This is a genomic window from Stenotrophomonas pictorum JCM 9942 (assembly GCF_001310775.1).
GTDB lineage: Bacteria > Pseudomonadota > Gammaproteobacteria > Xanthomonadales > Xanthomonadaceae > Stenotrophomonas > Stenotrophomonas pictorum.
In genome coordinates this window covers 1-11,939 of sequence record NZ_BAZI01000056.1, presented here as the reverse complement: position 1 = coordinate 11,939, position 11,939 = coordinate 1, and the positions used below count along the sequence as shown (strand labels likewise).

Below are 11,939 nucleotides of genomic sequence, written 5' to 3'. Positions count from 1 at the left end.
CCGCGATCGCGCCGCTGATCGCCGCCCGCGCCTGCGGACTGTTGCGCCAGCAGCTGCTGCCCAGCATCGCGGCGGCCTGGCTGACGATATCGCCGGGCTGGGCCTGTGCCAGCTGGGGCAGGGAGGTGAATCCCAATTGTTCCAGCCGGGCCACCACGGTGGCGCCGACGCCGTATACCGCCAACAGCACCTGGCGTTCCTCATCGCTGAAACCGGCGGTGCTCACGGCTCAGTGGCCGCGTTCGACCGCATAGCGGGCCAGGCCACGCAGGGCGGCCACGGCCGGATTCTCGGCCAGGCCTTCGAGTGCGGCTTCGGCCGCTTCGGCGTACTGGCGGGCGCGCTGGCGACTGTAGTCCAGGCCACCGGTGGCCTGGATGGCGGCCAGAACTTCGGGCATCGCGCTGGCCTCGCCGTTCTGCACGATCTCGCGCAGGCGCTGGCGGGTGGCCTCATCGGAATGGGCCATGGCGTGGATCAGCGGCAGCGTGGCCTTGCCTTCGGCCAGATCGTCGCCCAGGTTCTTGCCCAGCTCCTCGGCGTTGGCCGAGTAGTCCAGTACGTCGTCGGCGATCTGGAAGGCGTAGCCAAGTGCATGCCGTAGTCGTACAGCGCCTGCTGGGTGGCCTCGTCCACGCCACTGGCCAGTGCGCCCAGGCGGGTACCGGCGGCGAACAGCACCGCGGTCTTGCGTTCGATCACCCGCAGGTAGGCGGCCTCGTCGGTATCCGGGTTGTGCACATGCAGCAGCTGCAACACCTCGCCTTCGGCGATGCGGTTGGTGGTGTCGGCCAGGATGCGCATGACCGGCATGCGGTCCAGCTCGACCATCAGCTGGAAGCTGCGCGAGTACAGGAAGTCGCCGACCAGCACGCTCGGGGCATTGCCCCACAGCGCGTTGGCGGTGCTGCGGCCGCGGCGCAGATCCGATTCGTCGACCACATCGTCATGCAGCAGGGTCGAGGTGTGGATGAACTCGATGATCGCCGCCAGCTGGTGGTGCTCCGGACCGGCACCGCCGACCGCGTGACCGGCCAGCATCACCAGCATCGGCCGCAGGCGTTTGCCGCCGGCGGAGATGATGTGGTCAGCGATCTGGTTGATCAGCACCACGTCCGAGGACAGACGGTGGCGGATCAGGGCATCGACGGCGTCCATGTCCGGTGCCGCAAGGGTCTGGATGGCAGGCAGGCCCAGCGCGGGGCGGATATGTTCGGCGATGCTCATAGGAATACTTCGGAGGGTGCCCGGGGATTATAGGCGGTGCGGAGGCAAGCGGCCCGCGGCGGCGGAAACCCCCACTGCACGCAGTGAATACGTATGCAAGCGGCACCGTCGACAAAGCGTCGACGCTAAGCTGGCCGGCATACGTTCTGCGGCCCCTTCCGGGGCATTTGAAGCCCGTAGGGGGGCGCTTGATGTCGAAGATTTCCTGGTGGCGCGGCGCCGTCATCTACCAGATTTATCCCCGCAGCTACCTGGACAGCGATGGCGACGGTGTGGGTGACCTGCCGGGCATCATCGAGCGGCTGGATTACATCGCCTCGCTGGGCGTGGACGCGATCTGGGTCTCGCCGTTCTTCAAGTCGCCGATGGCCGATTTCGGCTATGACATCGCCGACCAGCGCGATGTGGATCCGCTGTTCGGCAGCCTGGACGATTTCGACCGGCTGCTGGCCAAGGCGCATGCGCTGGGCTGAAGGTGATGATCGACCAGGTGTTCAGCCACACCTCGGTGGAACACGCCTGGTTCAAGGAAAGCCGGCAGAGCCGCGACAACCCCAAGGCCGACTGGTATGTGTGGGCCGATGCGCGCGAGGACGGTACGCCGCCGAACAACTGGCTGTCGATCTTCGGCGGCGTGGCCTGGCGCTGGGAACCGCGCCGCCGCCAGTACTACCTGCACAATTTCCTGTCCTCGCAGCCGGATCTGGATTTCCACAATCCGGCCGTGCAGCAGGCCACGCTGGATTACGTGAAGTTCTGGCTGGACCGTGGCGTGGACGGCTTCCGCCTGGATTCGATCAACTTCTGCTTCCACGACGCGCAGTTGCGCGACAATCCGCCCAAGCCGGAAAGCGAGCGCGTGGGCCGCGGCTTCAGCCCGGACAATCCGTACGCGTTCCAGTACCACTACTACAACAACACCCGGCCGGAGAACATCGGCTTCCTCGAGCGTCTGCGCGCGTTGCTGGACCAGTATCCGGGCGCGGTGACGCTGGGCGAGATCTCCTCGGAGGATTCGCTGGCCACCACCGCCGAGTACACCGCGCCGGGCCGCCTGCACATGGGTTACAGCTTCGAGCTGCTGGTCGATGACTACAGTGCGGCCTACATCCGCGGCACGGTGGAGAAGCTGGAAGCCACCATGCGTGACGGCTGGCCGTGCTGGGCGGTGTCCAACCATGACGTGCAGCGGGCGGTGACGCGCTGGGGCGGCCATCCGGCCAACCCCCAGCTGGCCAAGATGCTGGTTGCGCTGGTGTGTTCGCTGCGCGGCTCGGTGTGCATCTACCAGGGCGAGGAGCTGGGCCTGGGCGAGGCGGATGTGCCGTTCGAGGCGCTGCAGGATCCGTACGGGATCACCTTCTGGCCGAATTTCAAGGGCCGCGACGGCTGCCGCACGCCGATGCCGTGGAGCGATGGTGACGTGGCCGGCTTCAGCACGGGCAAGCCGTGGTTGCCGATTCCGGCCGAACACCGTGCGCTGTCGGTGCAGGCGCAGGAAGCCGATGCCGGTTCGGTGCTGCACGCGTTCCGCGCGTTCCTGGCCTGGCGCAAGGCGCATCCGGCGCTGGTGGAGGGCGGAATCCGGTTCATCGACAGCACCGAGCCGGTGCTGATGTTCGAACGCCAGCTCGGTGACGAGGTGCTGCTGTTGGCGTTCAATCTCTCCGCTCAGTCGCAGCGCCAGCCCCTGCCGGCGGGCACATGGCAGGCGCTGGAGCTGCCGGGGCCGGCGTCAGGCGGCCTCGAGGCCGGTGAACTGGTGTTGCCTGCGCACGCGGTGTATTGCGCGCGGCGCAGCTGAGGCAAGTTCCTCTTTCCTGTGGAGGGCGGAGATCACATCTCCGCCTTTTTTTTGCGTCTGTTCCAGGCGCGATTGCGCGGCCGGACAAGGTCCGCTGTCTGCCGGTTGTGATCTTGCGATTGTGCGCCGCGGTGATCACGGCAGGGCCGGGGGCAAACCCGCTTCCGCGGCGGACGTGTTCCGCAAGAGGTCTGGCTTGGCGTGCTTTCTGTGGACGGGCACTGCCGGCCCGAGCTTGTGCGGTGGCCGATGGGTTCCCCACCGTCCGCGCGATGTCGCGGCGGCACAGCCGCGCCGGCCACAGATGAGGGGCCACCGCCCGGCAAGTCACGCGCCTTGGCAACACCGGTTTGGTCCGTCGACGCCCAGGATGCAGTGTGCGGGTGTGATCCCGGTGCGCGGCGCGTTGCCGGGCAGCCCCGGTGTCGCAGGGGCGGGGCATTGCAGGTCCCGCAAACGACAGGGCCCGCTGCGTGAACAGCGGGCTCTGTCGATCAGCCGGGGTGTTCCGGATCAGAACTTGTAGTTCACACCCACCTGGTAGGTGCGGCCCCATTCCACGGTTTCCAGCGGACGGTCCTTGGTGCCGGCGTAGGTCTCGTACTTGGAGTTGGTCAGGTTGCTGGCCTGCAGGAACAGGCTCAGGCCCTGGAACAGGCTGCCGTCGCCGAAGCTGTAGCCCACCTGCGCATCCAGCACGTCCTCGCCCTTGACGTAACGCAGGGTGCGGTTGCCGTTGAAGTTGCCGATCTCGCCGATGAAGTCTGAACGCTTGCGCTGGTTCAGGCGCACTTCAAAGCCGTTGTTCTCGTAGTAGGCGGTGAAGTTGTACACACGCTTGGACAGGCCCGGCAGCATGATCGGCTCGGAGCCCACGCTGGAGGTGGTGCCCGGATCCGGCGGGATGGAGATGTTGCTGTCATTGAAGCTGGCGCTGGCGACCACACCGAAGCCACGCAGGCCGTCGAAGAACAGGTCCAGCGGCAGCGACGCGGTCAGCTCGGCACCGCGCAGGCTGCCACCGTTGCCGTTGAACGGCGCGGTGTAGTAACCGGTCTTGTCGACCACGATGCCCGGCGGCAGGGTGATGGCGTTGGCCTGCAGCCACGCGTCGACCTGCTGGGTGAAGTCATAGCCATCGCGCTTTTCGGTGTAGATGTAGGTCTTCAGGTCCTTGTAGAACACCGCGGCGGCCACGTAGGCCTTGTTGCCGAAGTACTTTTCCCAGGACAGGTCCACCGCGTTGGCCACCCACGGGTCCAGGTTCGGGTTGCCGCCACTGGCGCCGGGCTTGCCGATGTTGGTGTCCACGCCGAATTCCATCGATGCGCGCAGCTCGTCCACGCGCGGTCGTGCGACCTGGCGGGCCAGGGCGAAGCGCACCGTGTTCTCGGCCGGCAGTTCGAAGGCCAGGTTCAGGCTGGGCAGGAAGTCCAGATAGCTCTTGCCTTCGTTGATCGGGATGACCTGGCTGCCGACCGGCTGCCCGCCATCCCAGTAGTTCGAGCTGGAGGACTGGCGTACGTGCTGGGCCTGCAGGCCGACGTTGCCGCGCACCGGAATCGAGCCGATCTGGGTGCTGATGTTGGCGCGCAGGAAGGTGGTGGTGATCTCCTCGTCCACCGTCCACTGCTTCGGGATCAGGTAGCTTTCGGTGGTGGTCGGATTGAACACCATGTAGCGGTCCACGGCAGCGGGCACATTCCAGGCCGGGATGTAGCCGGCGCCGGCAAAGCCCAGGTTGACCGGCCTGTACTGCAGGTCGGCGGCGATGCTGGTGACGCCCTGCGCGCCGAGGTTGATGTTGCCTTCGGCCTGGGTCTTGTTCTTGCTGCGGTCGGCGTAGTTCACGCCGACGTCGAAGTCGGAGAACCAGCTGAAGCCTTCCGGCACCGGAAGGTGGCCGCCAGCTTGACGCCCTTGAGCTCATCATCGACATGCGGGGTCTTGCCATAGCCCGAGCCGTAGATGGTGTTGGTCAGGTAGAGCTTGCTGAAGTCCGAATAGTCGCGGCCCGGCGTGAACTGCGGGAAGTTGCCGCCGGCGAAATTCAATGTCACCGAATCCAGCATCGGGGCAGGCAGCAACTGCAGGTTGTTTTCCAGATTCAGCTCGTCGCGCTCGGCCTTGGACCAGCTGAGGTCGGCCACCACGCGCACATCGCCGAAGGTGAATTCGTTGTTCCAGCCCAGCGCCTTGATGCTGTCGTCGCGGCGGTTGTACATGCCGCGCACCAGCGGATAGACGTTGTGCGCCGTGCCGCTGACGAAGCTGCCGTTGCCGTTGACCACCACGTCGGTGACGTTCAAACGGTCGTAGCCGCCGTTGTAATCGCCCAGATGGATTTCCAGCTGGTTGGCGGTGTCGTATTCCTTGGCCTTGGTGTAGAACGCGTCCAGGGTGCTGGTCCAGCTGTTGTTCGGCCGGAACTGCACGGTGGCCATCACGCCGTCACGCTTGGCGTGGCCGGTGCGGCGCAATGCTTGATGCCATCGGAATAGTAGGTGCCGGCGGCGACGCCCGGGCGCCAGTTGTCGCCGATGGCCTGCCAGGGCTCGTACAGGCCGACCTGGTTCTCCTGCTTGGACATTTCCGAGTGGGAGTAGCCGATCGCCAGGCCGAGCGTGTCGTCGGCGAACTTGTCCACGAAGCTGGCATTGATCCGGTTGCCGTACGGGTCTTCGCCGGCGGCCTCACCCAGCGAGTTTTTCTGGTAGCGGCCGCTGACGGCGATCACGCGGTCACCGTAGCTGAGCGGACGCACGGTCTGCATGTCCAGCGTGCCGGACAGGCCCTGGCCGACCAGGCCGGCGTCGGGGGTCTTGTACACCGTCACGCCGCTGATCAGTTCCGACGGGTACTGGTCGAACTCGACGCTGCGGTTGTCGCCGGTGCTGACCATCTCGCGACCATTGAGCAAGGTGGTGGCGAAGTCGGGCGACAGGCCGCGCACGCTGATGACCTGGGCGCGGCCGGCGACGCGCTGGGCGGCCAGACCGGGCAGGCGGGCGATCGATTCGGCGATGCTCACGTCCGGCAGCTTGCCGATGTCCTCGGCCGAAATGGCCTCCACGATCGAGGTGGAATCCCGCTTGACCGAGATCGCGCTTTCGATGCCGCGACGGATGCCGGTGACGGTGACGGTATCCAGATCGGTGGCTTCCGCCTTCGTCTCGGGCTTGCTCTGCGCCTCGGCCGTCTGTGCGTGTGCACTGGTGGCGCCCAACGTGATGGCCGAAGCCAGTGCCACGCTCAGCAGATTGCGTTTGGTGTTCAACATGCTCCCCTCTCCCAGGTGATGTCGGTTGGTTGTAGCCAGTCGCCCCAGACAGGTGTCGGGGGCGTGTCGCGTTTGTTTTTTTCGCAGCGTGCGACTGTCTGGCATGGTAATCAGCGGACCCCGCGGCGGGACCGGCCTGCATACGTATTCAATGCCGTGCAATGCCGGCACGCGAGTCTGAAAACGCTTTCGCCGGTGAGGGCGGATACGGAACGACCGCCTGCGGCTTGATCCTTGCGTTTCAGGCCTCGGGCAGGGCTCAGTCCAGCGGCACAAAGCGCACGGCCATGCCGCCACCGGCCGCCAGCGCAATGCGCAGCGGATCGCCGCTGCGGACCTCCCGCGTTTCGGTGGCGAAGGCGAATGGCGCCGTTTCCCAGTGCGCGCCGTCGCCGTCGCGGTAGATCTGCGCCCGGTAGCGGCGGCCCGGATCGAGGAAGGACAGTGGCACGTCCAGCGTCTGCGGCTGTTCGCTGCCGACGCTGCCGAGGAACCATTCCTCGCCGCCCCGCACCTTGCGCGCGAAGGTCACGTACTGGCCGATTTCGCCATTGAGCACGTGGCTTTGCTCCCAGTCCACCGCCACGTCCTTGATGAACTGGAAGGCGTCCGGGTGCTGGGCGTAGTGTTCGGGCAGGTCGGCCACCATCTGGATGGGGCTGTACAGCACCACATACAGCGCCAGCTGCTTGGCCAGCGTGCTGCGCAGCGGCAGGCCATTGCGTCCCTTGAGGCTGACGATGCCCGGGGTGTAGTCCATCGGCCCGGCCAGCATGCGGGTGAACACCAGCGTGGCTTCATGTCCCGGCGGATTGGGCGGATTGCCCCAGGCGTTGAACTCCATGCCGCGAGCCCCTTCACGTGACACCCAGTTCGGATAGGTGCGACGCAGGCCGGTGTCCTTGATCGGCTCGTGCGCGTTGATCGCGATATGTTTTTCCGCCGCCTGCCGCACCACGCGCAGGTGGTGGTTGCTCATCCACTGGCCCTCGTGCCACTCGCGCAGGATCGGGCCCCCGGCCCGGTCCTGGCGCTGGATGTCGCCGGCGTCGCAGACGTAACCGGTCTTGATCACATCCACACCGTTGCGCGCGTAAAGCTCCAGCGCCGCGGGCAGCTGGCGCTCGTAATGGCTTACCGCGCAGGCGGTCTCGTGGTGGCCGATCAGGTGCACGCCCCTGGCCGCGCCGTAGCGTGCCAGTGCCGGCAGGTCGAAGTCGGCGGTGGCGCGGGTGAAATCGAAGGCCTGGCCGTTGGCGAACCAGTCGCCGTCCCAGCCGGTGTTCCAGCCTTCCACCAGTACGCCGCGGAAACCGTTGGCGGCGGCGAAGTCGATATAGCGGCGGGTGTTGGCGGTGGTGGCGCCGTGGCGCGGGCCGGTGCCCCAGGTCTCGGTCTCCAGATGCAGCGACCACCACACCCCCACGTATTTGGCCGGGGTGAACCAGCTCACATCGCCCAGCGCGTTGGGTTCGTTGAGGTTGAGGATCAGGCTGGATTCGGCCAGCTCGGCGGCGGTTTCGCCGATGGTGATGGTCCGCCACGGCGTGTGGAAGGGCAGCGAGCGCTGCACCGGTGCGCCGTTGCCGGAAGGCGTGAGCGCGGCATGCAGGACATCGCCGTCGCCGCGCGCCAGATTCATGCCGGCATAGTCCACCAGCGCGGCCTCGTGCAGGGAAATGTGCAGGCCGTTGTCGCTGCGCAGGGTCAGCGGCGTCTGCGCGGTGCCCACTTCCTTCAACGGCGTCTGGTGATACAGGTATTCCTCGCGGTTCCATTCGAACGCCGGAATCCACCAGGCGGTGGCCGGGTGGGCCAGCGCGAACTCGGTCAGCTCGGCCTGTACCGTGACCTGTTCCATCGCCGCCTGTTGCGGGAACTCGTAGCGGAAGCCGACGCCGTCGTTGTGGACGCGGAACACCACCTCGAACTGGCGTGCGTAGTCGCGGCCGGCGCCGGGCTTCTCGCTGAAGCGGGTGCGCAGTTCGTTGTAGTGGTTGCGGGTCAGGCGGCGTTCGCCCCAAGGCTGCTCCCAGGTCTCATCGACGCTGCGCTGCGACTGCGCGGTCAGCGCGATGTTGCGCTCCAGGCGTCCATCGCCGAGCAGCATGCCCAGCCGCGAGGGAGCGATGACCGGGTCACCGTTGCGCTCCACCCGGTAGGACAGGCGTCCCTCGTGCTGGGATTGGACGATCACCGCGAGCGCGCCGTCCGGCGAGGTGACGCGCGCCAGGTCGGCCGCCTGCACGCTCAGTGCGCTGGACAGCAGCAGCGCCAGGCCGGCAGGCGACAGCAGGCGGAAGGAAATGGAAAGTCGGTCGGCCATCTGGATATGTGCTCCGGGGTCTGGTCGGCGGACCGCGCGTGGCGCGCGGGCCATTGGGCCACTATTCCCGTTCCGCTGCGGTGGTGGGCGCTGGCGGGCATTGAATACGTATGCAACGGCGGTGCGTATCGCCGGTAGGGCCTCTACCATGGCCGCAGCGCATCCGCGCCCAAATCGCATCCGTGATTCCCGGAGGGGGAAGCGCTTGATGAAAAGCAAACCGCAGCTGTCGTTCTGGCAGATCTGGAACATGTGCTTCGGCTTTCTGGGGATCCAGTTCGGCTTCGCGCTGCAGAACGCCAATGCCAGTCGCATCTTCGAGACGCTCGGTGCGCCGATGGACGCGGTGCCGGGATTGTGGATCGCCGCGCCACTGACCGGCCTGCTGGTGCAGCCGGTGGTCGGTTACCTGTCCGACCGCACCTGGACGCGCTGGGGCCGCCGCCGTCCCTACTTCATGATCGGCGCGGTGCTGACCACGCTCGCGTTGCTGGTCATGCCCAACTCGCCGACCCTGTGGATCGCCGCCGGCACGCTGTGGGTGCTCGATGCCTCGATCAACATCTCGATGGAGCCGTTCCGCGCTTTTGTCGGCGACCAGCTCTCGCCCAGGCAACGCCCGGCCGGCTTCTCGATGCAGAGTTTCTTCATCGGTGTGGGCGCGGTGGTGGCCAGCTTCCTGCCCTTCATCCTGGCCCGTTTCGGCGTGGCCAATACGGCCGGTCCGGGCGAAGTACCCGATACCGTGCGCTATGCGTTCTATTTCGGCGCCGTGGTGTTGCTGCTGGCGATGAGCTGGACCGTCTTCAGCACGCGCGAGTATTCACCGGCCGAGCTGGCCAGCTTCGATGATGCCGAGCCGTCGCCGGTGCATGCCGCACAGCGTGTCGGTGGCCTGCCGCGATGGCGCCAGATCGGTCTATGGCTGGGCCTGGGTGTGGTGCTGGCAGCGTTGATCGCGTGGCGGCAAGGCGATCGCATGCTCTACGTGCTGGCCGGGTTGTGTGCCAGCTACGGTCTGTTGCTGGCAGTGGCGCGGGTGCTGCCCGGCACCCATATGCTGGCCACCATCGTCGACGATCTGCGCCGTATGCCCGGCACGATGCGGCGCCTGGCGTGGGTGCAGTTCTTCTCGTGGTTTGCGCTGTTCGCCATGTGGATCTACACCACCGCGGCGGTGGCGGGCACGCACTTCGGCTCCACCGATACGCAGTCGGCCGCCTACAACGAGGGCGCCAACTGGGTGGGCGTGTTGTTCGGCGCTTACAACGGCTTTGCCGCCGTGGCGGCGCTGGTCATCCCGCTGATGGTGCGCGCCATCGGCCTGCGCTGGAGCCACCTGGTCAATCTGTGGCTGGGCGGGCTGGGCCTGATCTCGCTGATGCTGATCAAGGACCCGCATTGGCTGTTGCTGTCGATGGTCGGCGTCGGCTTTGCCTGGGCCTCGATCCTGTCCTTGCCCTATGCCCTGCTGTCAGACAGCGTGCCGGCGGCCAAGATGGGCGTGTACATGGGCATTTTCAATTTCTTCATCGTGATCCCGCAGCTGGTCGCGGCCAGTGCCTTGGGTTTTGCCCTGCGCAACTGGCTGGGCGGTGACCCCATCCACGTGCTGGTGCTGGGGGGGTGCAGCCTGTTCGTGGCCGGGCTGTGTGTATTGCGGGTTCCGTCGCAACCGGAGGTGGTGTGATGCGCAGGCGTTTGGCAGCAGCGGTTGGTCTGGCTTGGGTGGCGGGGACGGCGTTGGCCGGCAACCGGCCGGACTACATCGGTACCACCGAGCCGTTCGCCAGCGAGGCGGTGTACTTCGTGGTCACCGACCGTTTCGTCAATGGCGATACCAGCAACGACCATCGCGACCAGGGCGGCGAGCACCCGACCTTCGATATTCCGGTGCCATGCCCGGACAAGGTTGACGGCAACATCGGCTACCTCGGCGGCGACTTTAAGGGCGTGCTGGACAACGCCGATTACATCCGCCAGCTCGGCTTCGGCGCGGTGTGGATCACGCCCATCATCGACAATCCCGACCAGGCCTTCACCGGCAGCAAGCCGATCAGCTGCAGCAGCACGCTGACCGACCGCGGCAAGACCGGCTACCACGGTTACTGGGGCATCAACTTCTACAAGCTGGACGAGCACCTGCCCAGCCAGGATCTGGATTTTGCCGGGCTGACCCGTGGCCTGCACGACGCCGGGTTGAAAGTGGTGCTGGATATCGTCGGCAACCACGGCTCGCCGGCCTGGACCATGCCCAAGCGGCAGCCGCAGTTCGGCCAGCTCTTCGACAAGGACGGCACGCTGATCGCCGACCACCAGAACCTGCCACCGGACAGGCTCGACCCGCAGCACAACCCGCTGCATGCGTTCTACAACAACATCGGCCCGGTCGATGGCAGCCAGGGCTCGATCTTCGACGGCAATCTGGCCGAGCTGGGCGACTTCAACGAACACAACCCGGCGGTGATGGACTACCTGGTCGGCGCCTACCTGCAGTGGACCGCACAGGGCGTGGACGCGCTGCGGATCGACACCATCGGCTGGTTGCCGCATCCGTGGTGGCATGAATTCGTCGCGCGCATCCGCGAACGGCACCCGGGCATGTTCATGTTCGGCGAGGCCTTCGACTACGACGCGGCCAAGATCGCCGAGCACACCTGGCCGGCCAATGCCCATGTCAGCGTGCTGGATTTCCCGCTGCGCGGTGCGCTTTCGTCCGTGTTCGGCCGGGAGCGGAAAGGCTTCGAGGCGCTGGCCGAGCCGCTGCATCTGACCGGTGGCCCCTACGCCAATCCGTACGAGTTGATGAGCTTCTACGACAACCACGACATGGCGCGGCTGGATGCCAGTGATGCCGGTTTCATCGACGCCCACAACTGGCTGTTCACCGCCCGCGGCATCCCGGTGCTGTACTACGGCTCGGAAACCGGCTTCATGCGCAGCCGTGCCGAGCACGCCGGCAATCGCGCCTACTTCGGGCAGGAACGCGTGGATGCGGCGCCAGACAGTCCGATTTTCGGCCCGCTGCAGCGTATCGCGCGGCTGCGCCAGGCCACCCCGGCGCTGCAACGCGGCCTGCAGGTCAACGAGCGCCTGCAGGCGGATCAGGCGGTGTTCTATCGCGTGCTGCAGCACGGCGACACCGCGCAGACCGCGCTGGTGCTGCTGAACAAGGGCGACACCGCCACGACGTTCGAGGTCAGCCGCTACCTGCAGCCGGGGCAGTGGCGCGACGTGCTGGACGGCGGCACGCTCACGCTCACGCGCGCGCTCAAGACCGAGGTGCCGGCCCATGGCGTGAA

At 66.4% G+C, this 11,939-nt stretch carries 4 protein-coding genes and 3 pseudogenes; 3 read left to right on the top strand and 4 right to left on the bottom strand.

From position 1 onward, the window contains the following. The coding region (locus tag JCM9942_RS05100; RefSeq protein ID WP_054658136.1) for a hypothetical protein at positions 1-226 on the bottom strand (226 nt) is incomplete at its 3' end. Positions 227-229: 3 nt separating this feature from the next. Beyond that, positions 230-1,227: pseudogene (locus JCM9942_RS05095) on the bottom strand (polyprenyl synthetase family protein). 191 nt (positions 1,228-1,418) lie between these two features. On the opposite strand from JCM9942_RS05095, the pseudogene JCM9942_RS05090 reads away from it, so the two are divergent. Then, positions 1,419-3,031: pseudogene (locus JCM9942_RS05090) on the top strand (alpha-glucosidase family protein). Between the two features lie 513 nt (positions 3,032-3,544). On the opposite strand, the pseudogene JCM9942_RS05085 reads toward JCM9942_RS05090, so the two are convergent. After that, positions 3,545-6,311: pseudogene (locus JCM9942_RS05085) on the bottom strand (TonB-dependent receptor). A 259-nt stretch (positions 6,312-6,570) separates the two neighbouring features. Beyond that, positions 6,571-8,637: a glycoside hydrolase family 97 protein gene (locus tag JCM9942_RS05080; protein WP_054658134.1), complete on the bottom strand. Its 2,067-nt coding sequence runs from the start codon at positions 8,635-8,637 to the stop codon at positions 6,571-6,573. Between the two features lie 208 nt (positions 8,638-8,845). Here JCM9942_RS05080 and JCM9942_RS05075 point away from each other — a divergent pair, with 208 nt between their 5' ends. Both JCM9942_RS05075 and JCM9942_RS05070 read left to right on the top strand, forming a co-directional pair. Then, a complete protein-coding gene (locus tag JCM9942_RS05075) occupies positions 8,846-10,327 on the top strand; it encodes an MFS transporter (RefSeq protein ID WP_054658132.1) in 1,482 nt (493 codons plus the stop codon). Then, positions 10,327-11,939, top strand: a 1,613-nt coding sequence (locus tag JCM9942_RS05070) for an alpha-amylase family glycosyl hydrolase (protein ID WP_054658138.1), incomplete at its 3' end; no start/stop codon positions are given. The genes JCM9942_RS05075 and JCM9942_RS05070, both read left to right, overlap by 1 nt.

Bases quoted from the DNA above. Each gene is read 5' to 3' on its own strand.
- JCM9942_RS05080 (WP_054658134.1), bottom strand. From the start codon at position 8,637: ATGGCCGACCGACTTTCCATTTCCTTCCGCCTGCTGTCGCCTGCCGGC.
- JCM9942_RS05075 (WP_054658132.1), top strand. From the start codon at position 8,846: ATGAAAAGCAAACCGCAGCTGTCGTTCTGGCAGATCTGGAACATGTGC.